At 33.5% G+C, this 26,190-nt stretch carries 21 protein-coding genes; 13 read left to right on the top strand and 8 right to left on the bottom strand.

All coding sequences use genetic code 11. The annotated features are described in order from the left end of the window. Window positions 1-8: 8 nt before the first annotated feature. The 6 genes from ileS to ROY99_01120 form a co-directional block, all read right to left on the bottom strand. A complete protein-coding gene (ileS, locus tag ROY99_01145; protein ID MDT3694964.1) occupies window positions 9-3,161 on the bottom strand; it encodes an isoleucine--tRNA ligase in 3,153 nt (1,050 codons plus the stop codon). 25 nt (window positions 3,162-3,186) lie between these two features. Continuing rightward, on the bottom strand, window positions 3,187-3,807 hold the full coding sequence (locus ROY99_01140) for a hypothetical protein (GenBank protein MDT3694963.1): 621 nt from the start codon (window positions 3,805-3,807) through the stop codon (window positions 3,187-3,189). Next, window positions 3,807-4,628 (bottom strand): purine-nucleoside phosphorylase, encoded by an 822-nt coding sequence (locus ROY99_01135; GenBank protein ID MDT3694962.1) that lies wholly within the window; start codon window positions 4,626-4,628, stop codon window positions 3,807-3,809. The genes ROY99_01140 and ROY99_01135 overlap by 1 nt, the downstream gene beginning before the upstream one ends. Next, on the bottom strand, window positions 4,625-5,161 hold the full coding sequence (locus tag ROY99_01130) for a DivIVA domain-containing protein (GenBank protein ID MDT3694961.1): 537 nt from the start codon (window positions 5,159-5,161) through the stop codon (window positions 4,625-4,627). Before ROY99_01130 ends, ROY99_01135 begins: the two co-directional genes overlap by 4 nt. Continuing rightward, on the bottom strand, window positions 5,158-5,859 hold the full coding sequence (locus ROY99_01125; GenBank protein MDT3694960.1) for a YggS family pyridoxal phosphate-dependent enzyme: 702 nt from the start codon (window positions 5,857-5,859) through the stop codon (window positions 5,158-5,160). Before ROY99_01125 ends, ROY99_01130 begins: the two co-directional genes overlap by 4 nt. A gap of 519 nt (window positions 5,860-6,378) precedes the next feature. Continuing rightward, window positions 6,379-7,902: a T9SS type A sorting domain-containing protein gene (locus ROY99_01120; GenBank protein MDT3694959.1), complete on the bottom strand. Its 1,524-nt coding sequence runs from the start codon at window positions 7,900-7,902 to the stop codon at window positions 6,379-6,381. Between the two features lie 544 nt (window positions 7,903-8,446). Here ROY99_01120 and ROY99_01115 point away from each other — a divergent pair. From ROY99_01115 to ccsA (ROY99_01055), 13 genes are all read left to right on the top strand, one after another. Beyond that, window positions 8,447-10,678 (top strand): S8 family serine peptidase, encoded by a 2,232-nt coding sequence (locus tag ROY99_01115; GenBank protein ID MDT3694958.1) that lies wholly within the window; start codon window positions 8,447-8,449, stop codon window positions 10,676-10,678. Between the two features lie 214 nt (window positions 10,679-10,892). Next, on the top strand, window positions 10,893-11,735 hold the full coding sequence (gene htpX / locus ROY99_01110) for a zinc metalloprotease HtpX (GenBank protein ID MDT3694957.1): 843 nt from the start codon (window positions 10,893-10,895) through the stop codon (window positions 11,733-11,735). A 96-nt stretch (window positions 11,736-11,831) separates the two neighbouring features. Continuing rightward, window positions 11,832-12,458, top strand: coding sequence for a hypothetical protein (locus ROY99_01105; GenBank protein ID MDT3694956.1), 627 nt, complete (start codon window positions 11,832-11,834; stop codon window positions 12,456-12,458). A gap of 67 nt (window positions 12,459-12,525) precedes the next feature. After that, window positions 12,526-13,284, top strand: a complete 759-nt coding sequence (gene bamD / locus ROY99_01100) for an outer membrane protein assembly factor BamD (GenBank protein MDT3694955.1) — start codon at window positions 12,526-12,528, stop codon at window positions 13,282-13,284. Continuing rightward, complete coding sequence (locus tag ROY99_01095) at window positions 13,284-13,754, top strand: acyl-CoA thioesterase (protein MDT3694954.1); 471 nt, start codon at window positions 13,284-13,286, stop codon at window positions 13,752-13,754. Before bamD ends, ROY99_01095 begins: the two co-directional genes overlap by 1 nt. After that, window positions 13,705-15,831: a VCBS repeat-containing protein gene (locus ROY99_01090; GenBank protein MDT3694953.1), complete on the top strand. Its 2,127-nt coding sequence runs from the start codon at window positions 13,705-13,707 to the stop codon at window positions 15,829-15,831. Before ROY99_01095 ends, ROY99_01090 begins: the two co-directional genes overlap by 50 nt. Continuing rightward, window positions 15,831-17,528, top strand: a complete 1,698-nt coding sequence (locus ROY99_01085) for a hypothetical protein (protein ID MDT3694952.1) — start codon at window positions 15,831-15,833, stop codon at window positions 17,526-17,528. The genes ROY99_01090 and ROY99_01085 overlap by 1 nt, the downstream gene beginning before the upstream one ends. Beyond that, window positions 17,521-18,153: an ABC transporter ATP-binding protein gene (locus ROY99_01080; protein MDT3694951.1), complete on the top strand. Its 633-nt coding sequence runs from the start codon at window positions 17,521-17,523 to the stop codon at window positions 18,151-18,153. The genes ROY99_01085 and ROY99_01080 overlap by 8 nt, the downstream gene beginning before the upstream one ends. 153 nt (window positions 18,154-18,306) lie before the next feature. After that, window positions 18,307-18,972, top strand: coding sequence for a heme exporter protein CcmB (locus ROY99_01075; GenBank protein MDT3694950.1), 666 nt, complete (start codon window positions 18,307-18,309; stop codon window positions 18,970-18,972). A gap of 32 nt (window positions 18,973-19,004) precedes the next feature. Beyond that, a complete protein-coding gene (ccsA, locus tag ROY99_01070) occupies window positions 19,005-19,709 on the top strand; it encodes a cytochrome c biogenesis protein CcsA (protein ID MDT3694949.1) in 705 nt (234 codons plus the stop codon). A 2-nt stretch (window positions 19,710-19,711) separates the two neighbouring features. Beyond that, a complete protein-coding gene (locus ROY99_01065; GenBank protein MDT3694948.1) occupies window positions 19,712-19,861 on the top strand; it encodes a CcmD family protein in 150 nt (49 codons plus the stop codon). Next, on the top strand, window positions 19,851-20,240 hold the full coding sequence (locus ROY99_01060; protein MDT3694947.1) for a cytochrome c maturation protein CcmE: 390 nt from the start codon (window positions 19,851-19,853) through the stop codon (window positions 20,238-20,240). The genes ROY99_01065 and ROY99_01060 overlap by 11 nt, the downstream gene beginning before the upstream one ends. Window positions 20,241-20,664: 424 nt before the next feature. Then, window positions 20,665-23,067, top strand: a complete 2,403-nt coding sequence (gene ccsA, locus ROY99_01055; protein ID MDT3694946.1) for a cytochrome c biogenesis protein CcsA — start codon at window positions 20,665-20,667, stop codon at window positions 23,065-23,067. A 285-nt stretch (window positions 23,068-23,352) separates the two neighbouring features. Here the strand turns inward: ccsA (ROY99_01055) and ROY99_01050 are convergent, their stop codons facing one another. Together ROY99_01050 and ROY99_01045 are read right to left on the bottom strand one after the other, a co-directional pair. Then, complete coding sequence (locus ROY99_01050) at window positions 23,353-24,837, bottom strand: FAD-binding oxidoreductase (protein ID MDT3694945.1); 1,485 nt, start codon at window positions 24,835-24,837, stop codon at window positions 23,353-23,355. Beyond that, complete coding sequence (locus tag ROY99_01045) at window positions 24,838-26,121, bottom strand: hypothetical protein (GenBank protein ID MDT3694944.1); 1,284 nt, start codon at window positions 26,119-26,121, stop codon at window positions 24,838-24,840. Window positions 26,122-26,190: the final 69 nt, after the last annotated feature.

Below are 26,190 nucleotides of genomic sequence, written 5' to 3'. Positions count from 1 at the left end.
TCCTCTAATTAGACTTTAACTTTTTCAATGCTAATTGAACAATTAAACTCGCCTATTTTAAATTCCTGTTTAAAACCGTTGTTTGAACCAGCTTTATCAGATAATTTTTCTGCAAGAGTTTCAGTGGAAATATATTGATTAAAATTATTTATTGCTTTAACTAAATTTTCAGAGCCTGCAAAGTTAATAATAATTTTGTCAGTTACATCAAAGCCGGCATCTTTTCTCATATTCTGTACTCTGTTTACAAATTCACGTGCAAGTCCTTCTTCAATCAGGTTATTATTCAGCTCTGTATCTATTGCAACAGTAATCCCAGCTTCTGCTTCTACAACCCAGCCGGTAATCTCAGAACTTATAATTTCAACATCGTCTTTGCCAATAGATATTTTTTCGCCATCAACATCTAATATCAGATAATCATTCTTTTCAATTATTTCTATTTGATCTTTGGTAAAGTTCTTAATCAGCTCGGAAATGATTTTTACTTTTTTCCCGAACTTTGGGCCTATTGATTTAAAATTAGCCTTTGCTGATTTATTTACAATCTCTGAATCGTCAGTTAAGATTATCAGTTCTTTGATATTTACTTCTTCAAGGATAACATCCTGCATCTTGGATAAAGCATCGTGCTTGCTCTTATCTAAAGCCACCATAATTTTTTGCAAAGGCTGTCGCACTTTAAGATTGTTCTTTGCACGCATTGCTCTTGTTAAATAAACAACATTCTGAGCAACTTCCATTTTTTCCTCAAGAGCTTTATCACGAAATGTTATTTTAGGAAAATCTGCAAGATGAACAGAGCCATAGTTTTCAAGTTTTGTTTCATTGTTCAGTTCAAGATAAATTGTTTCTGAAATAAACGGCGCAAATGGTGATGTTAGTTTACATATCGTTATTAAACATTCGTATAATGTCTGATATGCAGAAAGTTTTTCCTTATTCATTTCAGATTTCCAAAAACGTCTTCTGCTTCTTCTGACATACCAGTTGGAAAGCTGATCAATTGTGAAATTTGAAACTGCACGTGCTGCTTTTGTTACATCGTATTCATCCATTAACTGTTCATATTCTTCAACAAGTGCATTTAATTTAGAAACTATCCAGCGGTCAATCTCAGGTCTTTCTTCATAAGCAGTCAGATCATCTTTAAAATTAAACTCATCAATGTTTGCATAAAGAGCAAAGAAAGAATAAGTGTTAATCAGTGTTCCAAAGAATTTTCTTTGAACTTCAACCAGCCCTTCTTCATCAAATAATGTTGGACGCCAGGGCGGGGAATTAGTTACCAGATACCATCTTGTTGCATCTGCGCCGTATTTATCAAATAAAGCAAACGGATCAACTGTATTGCCCAACGACTTAGACATTTTTCTACCGGTTTTATCAAGTATCAACTCGTTTACAATTACATTCTTGAATGCAACATTATCAAACAACATTGTTGCAATTGCATGTAATGTGTAAAACCAACCGCGTGTCTGGTCAATTCCTTCGCAGATAAATTGTGAAGGGAATAATTTCTTTTCAAAAACATCTTTATTTTCGAACGGATAATGATATTGAGCAAACGGCATTGCACCGGAATCAAACCAGACATCTATTACTTCGGGGGTTCGTTTATAAATCTTTCCGCTTTTTTCAAATAGTATTTTATCAACAAATGGTTTATGAAGATCAATCTCTTTAATATCTTTTAGAGAAATTCTTTTTCCATTCTCTTCAATAAATCCTTTTTTAACCTCATCAATACTTCCGATTGCAAAAGCATCACCATCTTCACTTACCCAGATTGGTAAAGGTGTTGCCCAGAATCTGTCCCTCGATAAAGCCCAGTCTTTATTTTCTTCAAGCCAATTTCCAAATCTGCCGCTTCCAACTTCAGGCGGCTGCCAATTGATTTGTTTATTAAGTTCAACCATCCTGTCTGCAACAGAAGTTGTTCGGATAAACCAGCTTTCACGGGCATAATAAATTACCGGTACTTCAGGATGACGCCAGCAGAAAGGATAAGTATGAAGAATGGTTTCTTTCTTATAAAGTTTTCCTTCTTTCTTCAATTTCAGAATAATATCCTGATCAGCATCTTTAACAAACTTGCCAGCAAAATCTGTAACTTCATCAGTAAAAATTCCTGCACGGGTAACCGGCTGAAGCATCGGCAGATCATATTTCTTAGAAATTTCATAATCGTCTGCACCAAATGCCGGGGCAATATGTACTATACCCGAGCCATCTCCCGTACTTACAAAATCACCTTCAATCACGTAAAAGGCTTTTTTATCAACTTCACAATAATCCATCAACTGTTCATATTCAATTCCCGCAAGGTCTTTACCTTTCATCTCTGCAAGAATTTCATATTCTTCTTCAACAACTGATAATCTTTCTTTTGCCAGAATAATGATATTGCGCTCTGTTTTAATTTTAACATAATCAATATCAGAACCCACAGCCAAAGCAACATTGGAAATCAAAGTCCAGGGAGTAGTTGTCCATACAAGAAAATGCTCGTCAGTTTCAGCAAGTTTAAACAGAGTATAAACCGATGGGTCTTTTGTTTCACGGTAACCAAGTGCAAGCTCGTGCGAAGACAAAACAGTTTCAGATTTTGGGTCCTGCGGAACAATTTTATAATCTTTATAAATAAGTCCTTTATCAAATAAAGTTTTTAATGCCCACCAAACCGATTCAATATAATTATTGTCAAGAGTTATATATGCTGATTTAAGATCAATCCAATATCCCATTCTGGTTGTCATCTTTTCCCAAAGGTCAAGATAGGTAAAAACTGATTCGCGGCATTTTTGATTATACTTTTCAACTCCGTATTCAAGAACTTCGCTTTTATGTTTTATCCCAAGAGATTTTTCAACTTCAATCTCAACCGGTAAGCCATGTGTATCCCATCCGGCTTTTCTGTTAACACGATAACCTTGCAAGGTTTTATAACGGCAGACAAGATCTTTTAAAGTTCTTGCCATTACGTGATGAATGCCGGGCTTTCCGTTTGCTGTAGGCGGACCTTCATAAAATGTCCAGGATTTATTTTCGTCCCGTGTAGAAATGCTCTTTTCAAATACTTTATTTTCCTGCCAGAACTGGAGTATTATTTGTTCTAACTGAGGGTAACCAATTTTTTCTAGATTCTGTTTAAACATTTTAAATCGCTATAGATGTGTAATACTATAATTCTTCGTACTTTTTAATTAATTCTCTTTCTGTATGAATAAACTCTTTTAACTCACGTTCAATTCTTTCTTTTTTAAGAATAGTATTCTTAGCGTGAAGTTCGGTATCATTAATAAGTTTTTCAGCTTTAACTTTAGCTTCCTTAAGAGTTAATTCTGCTTCTTTTTTTGCATCGAGCATTGTCTGCTCATAGACTTTGATTTTTTCCTTTAACAAAACACTTTCTCTTTCAGAGCCCAGCACCTCCTGTATAGCCATTCCGAAAAAACCCATTGCACCGAGCATAATGTTTCTTAGGCTGTAAAGGATTATATTTTCAGTAATCAATTGTGAGGCTGAAAAATATTCGTCAAAGAAAATTACTATAAACAAACTAAGCGCTGTAATAGCAATAATAATTGCGAAAACAATTTTTCCACCGTGCTGCCATCCCAAAACACGGTTAATAAACCATCCGCAGCTAAAACAGAAAATTGAAAGAACAAACCACACTGCAAAATTAAGCTGACCAAAATCAAAAAGATTTGTATTTAAAAAATTTGAGAAGAATAAAAAAAACGCAAGCAGCACTGCTGCACTGTAATTAACCAACACTCTTTTGGGTGAAAATGCCATTATAATCTCTTTATTATTTCTTTCATAATTAAAGTCATTTTTGGTTCTGCCTTCATTGCTGCGGCAATTATCTCTTCAACATTTACCGGTTTAAGATTTTCAGGAAAACACTCATCGGTAATGATACTCATTCCAAACACTTTCATTCCCATATGATTTGCTACAATATTTTCAGGAATTGTTGACATACCAACAACATCTGCACCGGCAGCACGCAAAAATTTATACTCAGCTTTTGTTTCTAAGTTTGGACCGGGAACAGCAACATAAACACCTTTATGAACCTTTATATTGTTTTCTTTGGCAACCTCATCAGCAAGTTTAATCAATTCAAGTGAGTATGGTTCACTCATATCAGGGAATCTCGGACCAAGCTCATCTTCATTTTTTCCAATAAGTGGATTATCACCAAGCAAATTTATATGATCAATCATCAGCATTAAATCACCTTTACGGTAATCGGGATTCATCCCTCCGCAGGCATTTGAAACGATCAGAGTTTTTACTCCAAGAAATTTCATAACACGAACAGGATAAGTTATCTGCTGCATAGTGTAGCCTTCGTAGAAATGAAATCTGCCTTGCATTGCAACAACTTTTTTTCCGTTTATTGTGCCAAAAATAAGTTTACCGTGATGCGATTCAACAGTTGAAAGCGGAAAATGTGGAAGCTCAGCGTAATTAATCTGATGTGCAATATTAATTTCTTTAACAAGCCCGCCGAGACCGGTACCGAGTACAATTCCAACAGAATAATTATCAGCAGTAAATTTTCTGATAACCGTTAAAGTTTCATTTATTTTGTTTATCAACTCACTCATAAAATTTTATTAAGGATATCATTCAGATCTATATCCATTTTATTTGAATCCTCAGTTTTTTTTGCGGATGATTTTTCTTCTCCTGCACGTTCAACTTTAAGTTCAAGCAAGTTTGCCTGCGAATTAACAATTGCTTTCAGCTTTGCAATAATAAGATCTTTTTCCTCTCTCAGATTAACTACAGCATTACGGATATCATTTGTATTTTCGCGCGCTTTTTCAATTATCTGCGAAGCTTTCAATTCTGCTTCTTTTAACATAAGGCTTGCTTGTTTTTTTGCAGCTTCTAAAGATTTTGTAGAATTTTCCTGTGCTTTTAAAAGTGTATCCTGAAGATTTTTTTCAATCTTTTTATACTCATTAATTTGTTCAGTTAAAGTTTCAACATCAATTTTTAATGTTTCGTTTTCCTCATTCAATCTTTGAATCTCATCAGCGAGAGATTCTAGAAAACTCTGCACTTCATCAGGATCGAATCCGCGCATTTTCTTTGTGAATTCCTGCTGACGAATCTCTAAGGGAGAAATTTTCATATTTGTCTCCAGTCTTTTGAGTAATCTCTATCTCCAAAAATTGCACTTCCAATTCTTATCATTGTTGCTCCTTCTTCAATTGCAATTTCAAAGTCGCTGGTCATTCCCATCGACAACTCAGTAAGATTAAAACCTTTATCGTTAATTTTATCTTTTAAGTTACGCAAATCTCTAAAACTTTTCCTAATAATATTTGTTTCATCAGTTAATGGAGCCATTGTCATCAATCCAATTAACTTAATATTTTTCAGCTCTGAGCATTTTTGCACAAGATTAACAATTTCATTTTCAGTTTCTAAACCAGACTTTGTCTCCTCTTCGGAGGTTTTTACTTCGAGTAAAATCTTTTGAATTTTCCCAATTTTTTCAGCACGTTTATTTATCTCTTCAACAAGTTCCACTGAATCGACCGAATGGATAAGCTCGGCAGAATTAACAACGTACTTTACTTTATTTCTTTGCAGAGTTCCTATAAAATGCCAGGTAACTTCATTGCCAAGTTTTTCAAATTTAAGAGTTAACTCTTGAGAGCGGTTTTCACCAAAATTTGAGAGTCCGCATTTTTTAGCCTCAAGAATTGAATCAACTCCAAAATATTTAGAAACTGCAATAATTTTTATATCAGCGGAATCTCTATCTGCTTTATTACAAGTTTTCTCGATTTTCTGCCTTAATACGGCAAGATTTTCAGCAATCATTTTAAAAATAGGACGTGAATTTATCCTGATAAAAGTTAAAAACAAAGAATTAGCAAGGATTTTTTATTCCACAAATAGTCACAATTATTAGGTTGTGAAAAACAAGATGAACAGAACAGGTTTTAGTCTAAATTCAATCATTATTTTGGCTAAAACTTATAAATTCCTGGCTGCTTTTCAGCACACAATTTAAAATCGTGGCAAGAAAAAATAATTCTAATTCAAATATAATCTTTAACTAAGTTAAGTGCTTGAAAAAATTAAGGTGTATTTAAGATTTGCGGTCAGTTGTTATTAATTATATTTTATAATTGAATTACTCAAGGTTAATTATCTAATTAAACTTTTTTATAGTAATTCCGATAATTGAATTAACTGGGGAATATCCTGATTCAGTTCTTAAGCCTCAAGAACTGAAATTTTTCAGAAACAGATAAAAAGAGCTCTTCGGAGCTCTTTTTTATTTTAAATGAGTTAGAAAACGGCGGATCAAATAATCCGCCTAATAGTTAGCTGGGATTACTTGATCAGAATCATCTTCTTTGATGAAATAAAATCACCAGTTTGAATTTTGTAAATATACACTCCGTTTGCTAACGAGCCTGCATTGAAGTTTACTTCATATCTTCCTTGCGGCTTTACTTCATTAACAAGAGTTGTAATTTCATTTCCCAGAACATCGTAAATTTTTATTTGCACAAACTGTCTATTGCCTATTGCGTACTGAATACTGGTAGATGGGTTAAATGGATTCGGGTAATTTTGTTCCAATGAATAGCTTAGTTTCTGAATATTCTTTGTTTCGATTACATCTGAGTATTTATAACTGCCATCAAAGTCGATTTGTTTTAGTCTGTAGAAATATCTGATATCAACCGCTTTATCATCAATAAAACTGTAGAAGTGTTTTTCTGCTGAGGTTCCGAAACCGGGTACAAAACCAATCTTTTCAAAATCGATTCCATCATTACTTCTCTGTACTTCAAAACCAGAGTTATTAAGCTCAGTAACAGTTGTCCAATTTAATTCAATCTTTCCATTATTTGAAACTGCAGTAAAACCTGACAGCTCAACGGGAATTATAGTTGAATCTGTATAGATCCACACACCTCCGTTTGCTGAACCTGAAACACAAACCAAAATTTTATTATTAAAAGTTAACATTTCATTAGAGCTGAAAGTTAAATTATGATTTAAAAATGAAGCTCCCCCATCAGTGGATTTAAACACACCGCCGTTACCTGCAAGGTAAATATTATCTGTTAAATCCAAAGTCCCTCCCCGCATTGCTCCTGGCTGATTACCGGTTGCAGTCCAGGTCAATCCTCCATCAGTTGATTTGTTGAATGGATATGGTGATGAAGTTGTTACAGCATAGATTATGTCGGTTGAAGTCTGTAAGATTTCCCAAACATTTGTGGTAAGTGTTTCATTGCCAAATGTTGCACCGCCATCAGTAGAAATAAAAAATCCGTTTGCGGTAGTGGAGGATGAACCAGCATAAATAATATCAGAATTAAATTTATCTACTTTAATCTCGACGATACTATAAGTGAACAGACCTGTATTGGTAAAAGTAGCGCCATAATCAGTACTCCGCCAGATTCCACCACTGGTAGCTCCAGCAAAGATATGTCCGTTCTTTCCACAGGCAACGGAATTGATGTTATGTCCTCCAAAAACGCTTGCTGGAATTGTTGTAAAATTCTGTCCGCCATCAGTAGAGTAAATCAAACCATTAGAAACATTTGCAACATAAACATTGTTAAGAGAATCACAGGCAATGTACAGATAATTAGAAGTTCCGGTTGAAAAAACATTTGTCCAGGTATCTCCGCCATCTGTGGATTTAAATATTCCTCTTGCTGAGCCTGAAGTGCCTGCATAAATGTTACCTGCGTAATCTTTTGCAATTGACCACATAGAAAAGCCATCAACTTTTTTAACCCACGTTTGTGAATAGTTAATTTGAGATGCACAGAAAAGAAATGCCAAGATTGAAACAATATTCAATTTAGATATATTGAACACAAGACGTTTCATAAGTATAATCCTTTCTTTTTAAAATAAATTAAATGATTTATAAGAAGTAAATGAACTTACAAGTAATTTTTTCCAAAAATATTCTGTTGAATTCGGATTATTGTTATTTCAACTTAGAAAATTGTATCAATAAAACCAAGTTTTAAAATTTAATTAGGATGAATTTATAATTGCCCAATCTTCGGTTAATGTTATATCCGTTCAAGTAAGATTATATTTGATTGCTATTACTTTCGGTGTAAAATATTATCAACTCAACTATAATTTATTTGGGAATTTAATACTCCACGAATAAACAAATCTTGAAAAATTAGATGTGCTATTAGAAGCTATATTTGTCCAGAATAAGAGCAGACAATAAAAGCATTAGCGACTCTGTAATTTATTATTGTGTTAAAAAATGGAATTTGTTAAGAAAAAGATTTATCTGTTTTGCAAAATTTTATCATTTGTTATGCATCAATAGTTGGTATTTATAAAAAATATTTGCAGTTTAAACAAGAAAAAAGAATCCGATATTCACTAAAAAAAAACAGGTGATCAAATGAAAAAACTACTTACTATTTTCTTTCTTTTAATTTTCTGTACAATTCTGCAAAGAAACATTATTGCTCAATCGTCAGATGCAATTATTCATCCTTATCTACAGGTGGTTTTGCTCAGTGCATCAGATAACGAGATGATTAATGTTTATGCTACATTAAAGGATCAATACTCATTAAAAGAATTACAGCGAGAAACAGTATTTCTTTCTAAAAAAGAAAGACAAAAAGAAGTTGTAAGGATTCTTAAAAATTTCTCTTATCAGCGCCAGCAAGCTGTTCGTGATTATCTTGAAAATGCTAAACAGCAGAATCTGGTTAGTAAAATTGATATTCTTTGGGCAGCAAACACTATAGTATTTTCAGCAGTTCCTTCAGTAATTTATAATCTTGCTAAAAACTACAATGAAATTGCTGAAATCAGATTTGATCCGATTTATGATGGAAATCAGTTAATTGATCCAATTGATGAGCAGCAGGAATCGTCTTCTGATGATGTGCTTGCACTTCAGCCAGGACTGACATTGATTAATGCACCAGCTGTTTGGGCTGCTGGTGATAGCGGGCAGGGTGTTCTTGTAGGAAATCTTGATGACGGCTGTGATTGGCGCCATCCGGACCTGGTGCATAATATCTGGAATAATTTAGGAGAGGATGCAAATGGTAACGGAGTTACTATAGTTTGGAATGGCTCTTCCTGGGTATTTGATCCCGGTGATCTAAATGGAATTGATGATGACGGTAATGGTTATATAGATGATGTAATCGGATGGGATTTTTGGAACAATGATAACAATGTGTATTACTCAAGCAGTTCACACGGTACATCAACATCCGGAATTGTTTGTGGTGATGGTACAAATGGGACACAAACTGGTGTTGCTCCAAAAGCAAAAATTTTAGTTTTAAGACCAAATGGCGAATCCCAATACTGGTTAGCGCAACAATATGCAATTGATAAAGGAGTAGATGTTATAACAAGTTCGTTAAGTTACAAATGGTATTTTAATCCTCAGCCAAATTATCCGATGTTCCGTCAAATAACTGATGTTGAATTGGCAGCTGGAGTTGTTCACACAAATTCTACAAGTAATGATGGAAATAATTTAGGCAGTGCTCCGATTCCATTTAATATTTCGGCTCCAGGAAACTCACCATCACCATGGCTTCACCCTGATCAATCTTTAATTGGCGGATTAAGTTCAGTTATCGGGGTTGGAAATGTAGATGCCTCTACTGATATAATAGCTAGTAGTTCTCCTTATGGTCCTACAACATGGGAAGAAATAAAAACAAACCATCCATCTTATCCTTATGTTATGCCTGTGGTATATCAGGATTATCCGTATGAAACTGTTTCAGGTGCAATTGGGCTAATAAAACCCGATGTAAGTGCTCCTGGTAATGGCACAACTTCAACAGTTAACGGAACCGGCTATGGCTCTTTTAGTGGAACATCAGGTGCAACACCTCATACAGGCGGTACAGCAGCTTTATTATTATCAGTTAATCCCAATTTAACTCCTGCTGATGTCAGCATGATTCTTCAGACAACAGCAGTTGAAAAAGGAGTTGCCGGTAAAGATAACAGATATGGTGCGGGAAGAATAAATGCTTATGCTGCTTACCTATTAGCGCTTTCAATGATTCCCGTGGAGCTTACTTCATTCAGTGCTTCAACTGATCAGAATTCCGTTTTATTAAACTGGTCAACTGCTACTGAAACCAATAATGCTGGTTTTTCAGTTGAAAGAAAAACCACAGTAGATGAGAGATGGATTGAAATTGGTTTTGTACCCGGGTTCGGAACAACCACTGAAAAAAGAAATTATTCATTTACAGATGATAATCTCGCAAGTGGTTTATACAGCTATCGCTTAAAACAAATTGATTATGATGGAACTGTTGAATATAGTAATGATGTTTTTGCTGAAATTGGAATACCTGAAACTTTTTCACTTTCGCAGAACTACCCGAATCCATTTAATCCAACTACAAAAATTAGCTGGCAGCTGCCAGTAAAAAGCTGGCAGACTTTGAAAGTATATGATATTCTTGGGAATGAAATTGTTACATTAGTTAGTGATTACGGCGAAGCCGGAAATTATGAAATTAATTTTAACGCTTCTGAACTTTCAAGTGGAGTTTATTATTACCAGTTAAAAGCCGGTAATTCAGAATCGAACTCAGGACAGAGTTTTATTGCAACAAAGAAGATGATACTTTTAAAATAAAAATCATTTGGATATTGAATGTTCAATAACTGGTTAACGTTTTTAATAATTGAACATTCAAAGCTTAACATTTATAAGGCGGTCTTAGGACCGCTTTTTTTTTGAATCTTTCGTGACAAGAATCTCATCTAAAATGCTGTGAATCCGGTTTAACTTGATTCGTCAAATTTTACCATATAACTTTGAAACGCAAAAACGGAGAAATAAAAGAAAAATGAACGGACTTAAAACAGTATTCCTAATGTCAGCAATGATGGCGCTTTTTCTGCTTGTTGGTTATGCAATTGGCGGAAAATCCGGAATGACAATTGCATTTATATTTTCATTAATAATGAATTTTGGTTCTTACTGGTTTTCGGATAAAATTGTGCTTGCAATGTATCGTGCACAACCAATTACAAGAGAGCAGTCGCCAAAGTTTTATGATATGATTGAGCAGCTTACGCAAAATGCAAATCTGCCAATGCCAAAAGTTTATATAATTAATGATCCCACACCAAATGCTTTTGCTACCGGTAGAAACCCGAAGAATGCGGCTGTTGCTGCAACAACAGGAATCTTACAAGGATTAAACAATGATGAACTTGCAGGTGTAATGGCGCACGAACTTGCACACCTAAAACACAGAGATATTTTAATCAGTACAATTGCTGCAACCCTGGTAGGAACAATTTCATACATTGCACAGATGGCCGGCTGGGCTGCTATGTTTGGTAGAGGTAATGACAGAGAAGGAAACGGACTTGGCGGATTATTCCTGATAATTCTTTCACCAATTATTGCAATGCTTTTACAAATGGCAATTTCAAGATCACGTGAATTTGCTGCTGATGCCGGCGGTGCAGAGATAAGCGGTAATCCATTGGCGCTTGCTTCCGCTTTGCAAAAAATATCAAGAGGCAATGAAGCTCAGCATTTGAAAAATACTTCACCTTCTACTGCACATATGTTTATAATTAGTCCTTTGTTTGGCGGAATGAGCAAGTTATTTTCCACACATCCGCCGGTTGAACAAAGAATTGCAAGACTGCAGGAAATAGCTGCCGGAAGAAGATAATCCTTAGCAGAAGATTGTAAGCTAAAAGTTGATGATGACAGCAAGCAACATATTCAACTTGATAAAGAAATTCTTTGTGTGGATATTTACATTAAGATGAAGTATAATTTTTTAAATATAAACGGAGTGATAAAGAAATCGCTCCGTTTTTTATTTTTTTTGATTCCTTTTTCTCTCTCTGCTCAATCAGAAAGCCCTTCGAACATTGATGTGTTTTATACTCTTGTTGATTCTGCCGCAGATTTAGTGATAAGAGATCTTGAAGATGTTAAAACGATAAGTCTTGAGCTTAACTTTGGGATTGACTACTCTGTTTTTGCAAATCGTGTTAGAGGTAAATTATTAAGAAGCGGAGTTCAGTTAGTAAGCGAGCAAACTGAAGGTAAAGGTGTTGTTAAAGTTAATCTTGTTCTTGATAATTCTTATGTCAGTTACTCTGAACCTGAAAAAGACGGAATGTTCGGAGACTTTTATACTCAAAGAACTATAAAACTTTCGGGCAATTATTTTATTTCAAAAAATTCTGAGGTAAAAGAATTTGTCTTTACAGATAATGATATAATTAAAGTTGATGATATTGAAGAATTAGAAAACAGATCTTATCCTTTTACCCACGGAGATTTACCAGCTGAACCTTTCTTTTCCACTCTTTGGGAACCAATAGCAGCAATCGGGGCTGCTGCATTAACAGTAATTCTGTTTTTTACTGTCAGGTCTAAGTAAACTTTATTACCTTTGAAGGCTTTTTTAATTTGGTTATAATTGCATATCAAAAACCAGTTTAATTTTTATGAAAAACATACTCGCTCTGATATTTTTTACAATATTTTTATTTGCTTGTTCATCTTCAATAGACACAACAAATTTTAATCCTGAAGAACGGCTTGCTTATGCAATTAAACTTTATGAACAGGAAGATTATGAAGAAGCAGTAAAGGAATTTGACGCAATAATTCTGCAGTATCCCGGCAGCAGTATAGTTGATGATGCACAATATTATCTTGCGATGTCCAGATTTAAACGTAAAGAGTATATTCTCGCCGGTTATCAATTCAGCAAGTTAATAAAAGGTATGCCCTCTAGTGAGTATTTAGCTGATGCTCAATATATGCTTGCTGACTGCTATTACGAACTTTCACCGGATTTTTCTTTAGACCAGCGTTATACAAAAAAAGCCATTGAGGAATTTCAGGTGTTTATAGATTTTTTTCCGCTAAACTCCAAGGTTGCTGAAGTTGAAAATAAGATAAAAGAGTTAAATGATAAATTGGCAAAGAAAGAATATGAAGCTGCACGTATTTATTATAAACTTGAGGACTATTTAGCAGCACAGAAATATTATGACAGCGTAATGGAAGTATATCACGATACACAATATGCACCTTTAGCTTTGTTTGATAAAATAAATCTGCTGCTTGAACGTAAACGAGATAAAGAAGCACTGTCTGAGGCAGAAAAATTTTTGAGTAAATATCCTCAGAATAAAAACTATTCTGATGTCCAAAAGATAAAATCATCTTTGGAAAGTAAACTGACAGCAAAACCTTAATGATAAAATCAAAAAAAATCAGCGATTCGCAGATAACAATGACTGAGCTTGTACTTCCTCATCATACAAATCAGCTTGGTAATCTTCTAGGCGGTCAGTTGATGCATTGGATAGATATTTGTGCTGCTTTAAGCGCTGCAAAGCATAATCAAAGAGTTTGTGTTACAGCATCGGTTGATAGAATAGATTTTCATCATCCTATAAAACTTGGCGAAGCAGTAACTCTGGTTGCATCTATCAACAGGGTTTTTAAAACTTCTATGGAAGTTGGTGTTAAAGTATTTGCACAAAATTTTAAAGAAAATAAAAAGGTGCATACCAATACGGCTTATCTTACTTTTGTTGGTGTTGATGCTGATGGAAAGCCTGTTGAAGCAATTGATGGAATACCAGAAACAGAAGACGAAAAAAGAAGATATGATGAAGCTCTTCAGCGCAGAGAAAACCGGCTTAAGAACAGAATACATTAAGGTTTTTCTTACATGCTTCCTTTTATTATTTCCAGAAAATAGTTTTTCTCAAATTCCTTTTAAAGGTTTTGGTAAGCTAAGCACTGTTAAAGTTGATTCTGCTTTTACAAAATTATTCAGTTTTAATTTTAATAATGATGAGTACTCTGATCTATTATTATTTTCTCCTGTCCATAAATCAATACAAATAAATAAAGGTTTATCAGGTGCAGATTTTTCTCTTCCCTTAAAAAAACAGTCACCGGTTGAAATATCTAACATTGAACCTGTATTAAACTATAATAATCAAGTTGAAAACTATGCGGTTACTTCCAGAAGACAGCGAAGCTTTTGTGTAATCAACTTTAATGCAAATGGTTCAATTACAGTAAAAGAAAAAATCGGGTTTGATACATATCCCGAAAATCTGAGTGTTTCGTTTAACAGTTTAGATAATGATTATGAATATCTTATTTCCGGTAATACATTCCGGGGATTATCTGTAATTAAAAAAATAAACAAAAAACTTGAAGCAACTGAGTTGTTTGCTGATAAGATTTATCAGAATGCTAAATTTATTGACCTGAATTCCGATGGTGCCGAAGATATTATAGCTGTTGATGCAGTTAATAATCAGCTTAATTTTATTTTCAGAAATTCAAAAGGCGAATTTGAAAACCTGAGACAAATCAGTTTTGATGAGCAGATTATCTCTTTAACTGTCTTTGACATTAATTATGATCAGTTTAAAGATATAATTATATCAACATCTTCTTCGATAGTAATTATATTCGGCGATTCTTTTTCTTCATTCAAAAAATTAACAAAGATTAAAACGCTGTATCAGGCAGATAAAATTGCTATTGGGGATTTTAACAGAGACGGCTTTTTTGATTTTATTTATCTTAACCGCGAAACCGGCATTGTTGCAACAATATTTGCAAATGATTTTATCAATTACAATTCAGACTTGATCCATTTTAAAGATAAATCAATCAAAGACCTGATTCCTTACTTCAGCAAATTTATTTATGGTATTGCGGTGATAAGTGATAAAGGAGAAATAAGGATTTTGTCAAAAGTTCATTCCTTATCCGAATCACAGACATTGGCATTGGGGATAACACCTGATAAAATAATCGAATTCGATTATCAGGATAACGGAATTACAGATATTGCTTTTACAGATAAATTCAATTCAAGTTTAAATATAATATTAAGAGATGCGTATGGTTTACCGGAAAAGTTCTTTAGTATAAAGCTTAATGATAATTATGAAAACATTTTAACATTCAATCAATCAAAGACAAACAAGTTGTTTTATCTATACAATGATGGCGGGAGAGCAATTGAATCTATTGAAGCTGATTGTGAAAAATTTTCCTTTCACAGGCGGATAATTTATTCTGATGGCCCGATTGAAGATATTGCAGTAAAACCTGATCTGAATAAAGATCCAGTTATATATATTCTTTATTCGCAAAACGGAGGTCTTTATTTTCAGCAGTATTTTAGAGCAGATGAAAAATATAATTCCAGATCATCTGGAGTTTTAACTAAAAATTTCAGTGATGCATTTTTCATCAGCCTTACTTATCCAACAATTGGTTACTTTAATTTTGAAAGCGATAATTCTATACTTAACACTATTGAAATTAGAAGAGAAAATTTGCAGAATAAAAAGCATTATCAGATAAACAGAAATTTTAATTCCTTATATACTATTACTTCGTTTGCTAATTTAAAGGACGATAGAAGCTTTTATTCAATAGTTTCATATAATAATCAGCAAAAGATTTTTTTTAATAATACCATAACAGATGAGATTTACCAATATACTTCGCCTTATGTGTTTAGGATAACAGAGAAAAATCATTTATTTTTTGGAAAAAACAACTCTTTATTTGTGTATGAAGAGGAAAAGTTGAAGTTAACTAAATTATCTTTTTCAAGTTCAGGCAGAGTAAATGATATTAAAGAAAAATTATCTGATATAAACTTAGATGATTATTTGATAATTAGTTTTGATCAGCGTAAAGAACACATAATTTTTTCAAATAGTAGCAATGGGACAATAGGAATTAAAGAGCTGTTATAATGATTATTAAATACTCTTTTACTATAATGTTAATTATATCTGTTCAACTTTCGGCACAGGATATTTCCAAAAGTAAATTAGATTCACTTGTAAATTTATTTACATACTTCAAGGGTGCTCAAACATCAGAATATCTTAAAAAACAGATCGAGAACAATCCTTCTGTTATTAAATGCGGTCTTGATATGGTAAACAGTATCAAACAGAATTTTGATTTGCTTAATACAGCTCAGCAAAAAATAGTTGCACCTTTATTACAAAGACCTCAGATGCATAAAAGTCAAGTAACACCGAAAGGCTTTTTCAGAGTACACTACGATACTGCCGGTGTAAACGCACCCGGATACGATCTGATGCAGTTTATGCAGGCTCTTGATTCAACATATTCTTTTGAAGTTGAGCAATTAGGTTATGCTGCGCCGCCGGCTGACGGATCAGAAGGAGGCGATAATAAATATGATGTTTATTTGCAAAATCTTTCTGGTCTTTATGGTTACACACAGTTTGAAAATAAGGTCTCTCAATCAAGCTGGACATCATTTATGGTAGTTGATAATGATTATCTGGCAGGATATTATTCAAGAGGAATTAATGGAGCAAGAGTAACTGCTGTACACGAATTTCATCACGCAATACAAGGCGGAAATTACGCCCCTTCTGAGATCAATGCACCTTTTAGAAGTTCAGATGTTTTTTATTATGAAATGAGTTCAACTGCAATGGAAGAATTTGTTTTTGATTATGTTAACGATTATTACGCTTATATGAGCTCGTATTTTTTAAGACCGGAAAAATCTATGCCCACTACTGACGGCTACAGTATTGCGATATGGAATATTTATCTTCAGAAAAACTTTGGATTTGAAATTCTTAAAAGACAATGGGACTTGATTCCGGGCAATGCCGCACTTAAGGTAATTGCATTAAGTCTGGATGAATCAGGAACTAATTTCGGGAATGAACTTAATCGTTTTGGGATCTGGAGTTATTTTACAAACACAAGAAATATTTATCCCGGTGAGTATTTTCAGGAAGCCGGTAATTATCCACTGCTTATCCCCACAGCAGTAATGAATTTTACACCTCCTGATAAAACTTACAATATGTCCGTAAAAGCAGCAGCAAATTATTTTTTGCAGATTAACCTTCCTAATCAGGACGGCGTTTTTACAACAATAGTTACAAACTCTGATTACAATTCTGCAATTAATAATTCCAGTCAGTTTATTGATTTCTCTTTTACAATCTATAATGATACTGCTTCAGGGATGATTTCAATAAATAACAACTATTCAATTTTATTTGACAAAGCTAATCAGCAATACTGGAACAATGCCGGTATATTAAATAATGCTGTTGTTTACGGTGATACCAGTTATATAATACCTGATATTAATTCAGAAACATTTGCATATCCGACACCGATTAAAAGATCAACGCGTAATAACCTTAAAATAGTTTTTCAGGATAAAGCTGAGATGAACAAAGAAGTAAATGTAAATATTTATTCAGCCGGTTTGAGCCTTTATTATCAAGGCAATAAAAACATAGTATCTTCATACTTTAAAGATAATAAGCAATATTGCGAAGTACTTTTAACTGCTGAAGAGATTAAATTTCCCACAGGCGTTTATTTTTATACAATTAAATCGGGGAATAAAGTTTATAAAGGTAAGATGGTAATCTTCAATGATTAATTACTCTCTGGAAGCACAGCAGTTAAATAAATCATTTGGAAGGAGACTTATCTTTAATGATTTGAATTTTAAATTTGATAAAGCCGGAGTTTATGGAATATCAGGACCCAATGGTTCGGGTAAATCAACGCTTGTTAAAATTATTGCAGGTATTATCAGCGCTTCTAAAGGTAAAATAATCCATTTACTAAATGGAAAAATATTAGCCGAAGAAGACCTGCATAATCATATTGGATTTGTTTCTCCTTATCTTGTTTTGTATGAAGAATTTTCAACTTTAGAAAACCTGAAAATATTTGCCGATATCCGCGGAATAGTGTTTAATAAAGAACGTGTTGATTATTTACTTGATAAATTTTTGTTGTACAAACGAAAAGATGATCTGTTAAAAACATATTCATCCGGAATGAAACAGAGAGCTAAATTTATATTTGCCTTGATGCATTCTCCGCAGTTATTGGTACTAGATGAACCGACTTCAAATCTTGATGAAGAAGGGAAGAGCTCAGTTTATGAAATCGTTAAGGAAGAATCAAAAACCAATATTGTAATTATTGCATCTAACGAAAGAAATGATTTGGAATTGTGCAGTGAAATTTTATTGCTTGAAAAGTATAAAAACTAAACTTTAAAATATTTATTGATAACTGCTTTTTTGTACAAGTTAATTTTTGTCAGTTTGAGCTTGTCGAAATGGGCACTCCAATGATGAACAAACATTTTGATACTGACTTGTTTTTTACATGAGAGAAACTTTACATAGCAAACTAATAATTAAATGAACTCAAAATCTTACAGCTTATTTTTAAAAGACTTAAAATCTGAACTGAGAACACGCTATGCAATTAACGCTTTAGCTATGTTTATTATTATTGCAATCAGCGTAATATTGTTTTCAGTCGGGCAGGAGAAAATAAGTCCTGGCTTAACAGGCGGACTTTTCTGGGTAGTAATATTTTTTACAGCAATGTCAGGTTTATCGAGGGCATTTGTTTCTGAAGAGGAAAGGGGCACTACATTAGCCCTACAATTAACAGCATCACCAACTACGGTTTTTTCAGGTAAACTGATTTTTAATATTTTTCTTGTTTTTGCAATGAACACAGTAATTGCAGTTCTATACTCTGCATTGTTTAATGAATTTGTTATCAGGAACTTTTTATTGTTCTTAACATCTTTTGTATTCGGCAATATTGGGCTTGCAATTTCTTCTACTATTATTGCTGCGATTATTGCAAAAGCCGGTGCAAAAGGAACTCTTTATCCTGTGTTATCTTTTCCTATTTTATTGCCTTTGATTTTAGCTTCTGTTCAATTAACATTGTTTGCTATTGATGGCATTTCCTTTGAAAGTGCTAAATTTGAATTAGCAATTGTTGTGAGTTATGATGTAATAATGCTCACAGCATCTTATATGTTATTTGATTTTATTTGGAAAGAATAAAGATTTTAATAAAAATTTAGTCAATAATATTTATGATCTGGAAAATATTTTTATTTCTGTTGCTTGCCTTTGTCTCTGTAGCTGGAATTTCTTTTCCCATAGTAGAGAATCCGACAAAGTGGTATGAGTTTCCTTTAATCCCGGGATTAGAAGAAAATGCAAAAATTATCTTCTTTCACGTCCCTACTGCTTGGTTAACTGTAATAGCGTTTTTAATGTCTACGCTGTATAGTTTTAAATATTTGCGTAAAAAGAACTTGGATGACGATTTGAAATCTTATGCATCTGCACAGCTTGGGATGATATTTTGTATTCTTGCTACAATAACAGGTTCAGTTTGGGCTAAATTTGCATGGGGATCTTTCTGGAACTGGGACCCGAGAGAAACAAGTATTTTTGCATTATTGCTAATTTATGGTGCCTGGTTTGCTTTAAGGTCATCAATTGAATCTGAAGAAAAACGTGCTACACTTTCTTCAGTATATTCAATGATTGCTTTTGTAACTGTTCCGTTCTTTATTTTTATTATGCCAAGAATAATGACCGGCTTGCACCCCGGTTCTGCTGATGACTCAAATGCCGGTCCGGTTGTAGATTTTAAAATGAATGGAAATATGCTTTTGATTTTCTTCTTATCGCTGATTGGATTTACAATCTTGTATTTCTGGATGTGGCGTGTTGGATATAAATCAATTTTGTTAAAAGATAAATTAGATAAACAATTAATCAGAGGTTAACTTTGGAAGAGTTTCTATCAAAAAATTCAATCTATATTGTAATGATTATTGTGCTTATTGTATGGACGGGAATATTCAGTTATATGATCAGCCTCGATAAAAGAATTAAAAAAGTTGAAAAAGAAATGTCAGGAGATAAAAATGAAAAGTAAATATATTTTTGGCGGAGTTATTATTGTTTTGTTTCTCAGCATAATGGGCTATCTGTTTACACAAAGCAATATAAAATATGAAGATAACTTTGCAGTAGTTAAAACAACTGATAAAACAGTTAAGGCAACAGGCAGCTGGGTAAAAGCAAAAAATTATGAAATGAATCGTGAACAAAACACATTTTCATTTTATATGTCCGATGCAAACGGTAATGAAATGAAAGTGATATACGAAGGTGCAATGCCGAATAATTTTGAAACTGCTACTAGTGTTGTTGTAACCGGATCTTACCGGAATGGCTACTTTCATGCAAAAGATATTTTGACAAAATGTCCAAGCAAATACGAACAGCAAGATGTTAAGTCTTCAAGTTTATGATGGCATAGAGCGTAACGATTACAAAATTGAAAAGTTTGAACCTTGGAGCCTTGAAATTCGGGAATAATCTGTTGTGATAAGTGAATGAATTTTTGATTAAGCCGATGATTTTGAAATCAAATTACTCAGGAATATCAATTAACAAAAGCATTTCATAAATATCAGGTCTCTTTATCAATTACAGAGTTCAAACTGTATTTAAATTTTGTTCAAAGATCGGTTTTTGAGGTCTCAAACATTTTGATCATTCTCAATCGAAAAAAAATATTAAGTGATATTGAACTTAATAGACTTTTAGAACAGTTAGATTTGTTATCAGGAAAAATTACAAGTTTTAGAAATTCATTAAAAAAATGAGCAGTGGTGTTAACAGCATTTTCTAATATAATCTCCGCCCTTTGCACTATGCTCTTAGCGAGGTAAAATGATTGGAAGTATTTTTTTAAGCGCAGCTTTAGTATTTAGTGTTATTGCAATGGTAATGTATTTTCTCTCATTCAGAGGATATAAAAACACATTAAACTTTGCACGCTACAGTTATCATGGAATGGCAATTTTTGTGATTGCAGCATCAACTTATTTATGGTACGCAATACTTACTCATCAATATCAGTATAAATATATTTTTAGTTACAGTAATAATTCACTTTCAACCGGTCTTTTGTTCTCATCTTTTTGGGGAGGACAAGAAGGCAGTTTTATGCTGTGGCTTCTGCTTACTGTAATAATAGGAATAATACTTCAGTCGTATTCTTCCAAAAGAGGCGATCTTGAACCGAGAGTAATGGCAGTATTTGCGCTTGCAACATCATTCCTTTTAGTAATGGTTTCCCCGTGGTTCAAAAATCCATTTGAGTATATCTGGATGACGCCGATATTTATTGATGCAAAAAGTATTAATCCGCAATATTTCAACCTGTCTTTTTTACAGAATTTTATCTTCACTGATCAGCAAAGCAATACAACATATATTCAGATGAGTAAAGAGCTTTATGCTGCATTGTCGCAGGCTGGAGTTTCAGTTAATCAGTTTATTGCAGACGGAAAGGGTTTAAATCCGCAATTGCTTAATTACTGGATGCAGATTCATCCTCCTATGTTGTTTATAGGATTTGCTATGGCAACTGTTCCTTTTTCTTTTGCAATTGCTGCACTGATGAAAAATGAATACAGGGATTGGGTTAATCAGTCTTTACCATGGATGCTTGCCGGAGTTGCAATTCTTGGTTTAGGAATTATGATTGGCGGCTATTGGGCTTATGAAATGCTTGGATGGGGCGGTTACTGGGCTTGGGACCCTGTCGAAAATTCTAGTTTGATTCCATGGTTAATTGGTGTCGCAGCCATACACACAATGCTTGTACAAAAAAGAAGTTTGAAAAGCACTGATGGAGTTGGAAGATATGCTAAAACAAATCTTATACTCAGTATCTTAACTTACATTTTTGTTTTATACAGTACATTTTTAACAAGAAGCGGTGTGCTTGGCGATGCTTCGGTGCATTCGTTTGTTGACCCGGGAAATCTTGTTTACTTTTTCTTAGTTATCTTTATTACAACGTTTATACTAATCGGGTTTGGAGGAATTGTTTACAGATGGAAATATCTTGAGGATAAAACTGTTTATGATGAAAGTCTTCTCTCAAGAGAGCTTTCATTGTTTACGGCTGCAATTGTTCTCGTTGCTTCAGCAATAATTGTTTTAGGAGGCACCTCTGCACCGCTTTTCGGTCAGTCGGTTGATACTTTCTTTTATGATGAATTGCATCTGCCAATCGCAATTATTATAGGATTGTTAAATGGTTTGTCGTTGTTATTAAAATGGAAAACAACGGATGCCAAAGCATTTCTTAAAGATTCAGCTTTATCAGTCATTTTAAGTATTTTTATTACAGCGCTGATTATAATCTTAGGCGGTGTAACAAATCCTATGATGATTTTGTTAAGCTTTTCGTCTGCATTTGCTTTGGTAGTAAATGCTGAAATTGCAATCAGAATTGTTAAAAGGAACTTAAAAAATCTTGGTGCTTATGTTTCACATATCGGAATAGCATTGTTTATCCTTGGTGTTATTGGCTCAGGTGCATATAGTTCAACGGTCAATCTCGATTTGGTTAAGAACCAACCAGTAAGTGCATTTGGCTATCAGTTAACTTTTACCGGATATACTCCTATAGAAAATAATACTAAATATGCTTTTAATATTTTGATGAAGAAAGATAATGATAGTTATCAAGTTGCCCCTGTTATGTACATTGCCGAATATAACAACAGTTTAATGAGAGAACCGGCGATTTTAAATTTATTTTCAAAGGATGTTTATCTTGCCCCGCTTGGTTATGATGAAGGAAAAGATGACCACACGCATGGTGATGTTGTAAAATTAGAGAAAGGTGTTACAACAGAATATCAAAATGTAAAAATCACTTTTAATAAATTTGATATTCTGCCCGAGACAATGCAATTGATGCAGGAAGGTAAAGACTTTCAAATGGGTGCAATGCTTACACTGGAGGTAAACGGTAAAAAAGAAGAATTTGAACTGCTGAGAAAAAGCGTAAGCGGTCAGGCTGTATTTACACAGTACATTTCTGAAAATGCCGGGTTAAAATTACAGTTAAATAATCTTACCGCAGAGATGATTGAGGTATCAATTAATCCAATAAATGATACACATGACCATTCTGTTGAGAAGCCAAAGGAAGAAGTATTATTTGTTACTGCAAGTATTAAGCCCTACATCAGTCTTGTATGGATTGGAGTTATTGTTATGGTGGCTGGCTTTTTTATTGCAGTTGCAAGAAGATTGAAAGAATCATTACAGTAATAATAATTGAAATATTAAATCAGATAAGATTACTTGTTTAAATTTAATAATGGAGCATTGACTCGGCTTTTTGTATCCGGTTGATCAGTGTTCCATTTTTCGTTTCAATTATAATTTATCTGTATGCGATAAATTCTTATGTGTGCAGTTACTTTACTTATAATCAATCTCATTGACACGATTCAACGAATAATAAACTAATATAATCAGCTTTGTGTTATCCATTGAAGAGCTTTTTTATTTCACCAAAAGCTGAAACGGTCTTTGCTCAAATCATCAGAGTTATTACTCTAAGAATCTCTCTTCAAAAATATTTCCAATACCAAGAATTAGATTCGGGTCAAGAGTTTTTTTTAATGCAGCCATTTTACGAATGTTAGCCTCACCATACATCATCAAAAGATAATCCCGTTTGGTTTTGCCAATTCCGTGTTCAGCAGAAATTGTTCCTCCGAGCCTTACAGCTTCTTCACAAATTTGCTTATAGATTTTTTTACCTTCATTAAATTCATCATCGTCCTTTGGTAAAAAGTTCAAGTGAATATGAGAATTTCCAAAATGCCCATAAGCCACAAAATCAATCTTACTTTGTTTTGCCCAATTCTGCAGTGTTAAATAAAACTCACGGAAAACTTTATCGGGAACAGCTGTATCGGTACCAAGTTTTCTAAAATTGTTTCGTGCTACATAATCGTTTACTTTTAATGAAATAGCGTGACGAAAATCTTTTATCCTTTCTTTATCTACATCACTAAAAGCGAACCACGCTGTCTCTTCATTGACATTGTGAGTTTGCATCAGAACATTCCAGGTTTCAAGTATAGAATCAAAAGAATCAGAAGTTGATTCCTGTTCAAACCATATTGCAGCTTGTGCATTATCCGGAATTGCAGAAAAATCTTTTGCCAAGAATTTCAGAGCGCGCTCATCAAAAAACTCAAGTGCAAGTGCATTTACATTATCATTTATGCTTTTCAATTTATTCTTGTAAGAAGCTTCTCTTGCTTCTTCAAGAAAATTTAGTGCATTTGTTTCGTCTTCAAAAAATAAAACGCACGAGATTGTATTTTCAGGCTGCGGAAGAAGTCTGAATTTGATTTTTGTAATTATGCCAAGCGTACCTTCAGATCCAATAAACAAATCAATTGCATCCATATCTTTCTTTACAAAATATCCCGAGGCATTTTTAACGCTTGGAAAAGTATAATCGGGAATTTGTAAGTAAATACTTTTGCCTGTTTGAGCAGACAATATAAGCTCATATCCATTAGCTTTTTGATTGTCTCTCTCAATATCAATCACTTCACCATCAGGAAGAACAACCTGCAAGCCAATAACATAATTGCGTGTTGGTCCGTACTTAAATGTTTTTGCACCTGAAGCATTGGTTGCAACAGTTCCGCCGAGATAACAATTTGTTTCTGTTGGATCTGGCGGATAAAAAAGGTTCTGCAATTTCAATTCCTTCTGAAAATCTGCCAGCAAAACAGCCGGTTCAACTATAGCATAAAATTGCTTTTGATTGATCTCGATTATTTTGTTCAGTTTATCAGTAGCAATTACAATTCCATTTTGCGGTATGCAGGCACCTGTCAGACCAGTTCTGTTTCCTGCTGCTGTAACAGTAAGTTTTTTTTTATTAGCCTCTTTTATTAAAGAAACTATTTCATCAGAATTTTCAGGGAAGTAAACTGCTTCACAACTGCCTTTAAAGTTTGATGCATCGACTAAAAAATTTTCAAATTCATCCGGATTTGTTTTAACAATCATTTAACTCTGTATCTTTCTAAGCATCAACAAATATTCTTTTTGGATTTTTAAATCAGGGATTGCCGAACTTCTTGATATTTTATTTTCAATATTTAGTAAGTTTAACAGCTCGTCAATTGCATCAAACATATTAATATTGGGATAAACAACATCACGAAGATAATGAATTAGTTTTAAAGTTTTGAATGCGTCAAACCAGTAATGCTTTTGCTTATCAATCTCCGTTGCATTTTTATTATTTAACAAAACTCTATGAATAAATTTTTCGAAACCCTGTTCATTCAGAAAAAGATATAAAGCAGGATGAATATTCCTGGAGATTTTTATTAAACTCTCTTGGTCAAGCAGTGACTGATCAAAATAAATTTCTAGCCAATTTTTGAGAATGATAAAAGCTTTAGGATCATAAAGCTGATATTCATTTCGTTTATTGGATAAATATCTTTCTATACTCCGTCCGGTTCCAAACGGTACTCTCCACGAAGCACGTTTTGAGGGATGAACAAATGTTGTTTTAATCTGACCGATGGGATAAATCTTTGCAAGCTTTTCTAAAAAGTAAAAATCTTCGGCAGCTTTATATTTATTCATGCCTTCGACTTTTACATAAGCCTCAGGTGTGCAGATCATAGTTGAACCAATTGTATGAAATGCGTATTCTGATTTTGAAAAACTCAACCCCATAACATAGTAACGTAAAAATATTTCATAACAGATAATTGCTTTTGTTTCACTATCATTTCCGGAAATATTGTGAGCAAAATTAACAACCGCAGTTTCGTAATTGTTACGGTTAAAATCATTTGAGATCTCAATCAGAAAGTTAGAATCAACAATGCAGTCAGCGTCTGTGCATATCATTATATTTTTATTTAATGACAAATAATCGAACTTTGTTAATGCAAGGTCCATCCCGATCTTTCGTGCCAATCCAACGCCTGCATTTTTATCATCCATTTCTTTTCCGGCACTGCAGGCATCAATAAATGACAGATTTAGTTTGGTTTTAAGTTTTCCTAAATATTTAAGAGTCTTTTTATTATCCTCTTTAACTTCGTTGGATGAAGACACTGCGTTGTTTACTACTATTAACAGTAGTGTATTATGTAATTCCAGCTTATCATTTTTTTCTAATGACTTTATCAATTCTGGAAGATTGTCAGATTCAGCTATTGATGGAACAACAATTATTTTTTGAAAATATTTCTGATGATCTCTCTCAATACACCAAATATTGGATGATCTTTTATCTAGGTATGTAATAATTTTTTCAGGAATCAGCATAATTATTAACCTTAAAGCTTTGTTACTTTGTGGCAGAAATTGTTTTTGCCGCTAAGGTTCCATAGTACG

The organism is Ignavibacterium sp., assembly GCA_032027145.1.
In the GTDB taxonomy this organism is placed as follows: Bacteria; Bacteroidota; Ignavibacteria; order Ignavibacteriales; family Ignavibacteriaceae; genus IGN3.
The sequence above is the reverse complement of the archived record's forward strand: the minus strand, read 5'-3'. Positions and strand labels throughout refer to the sequence as shown.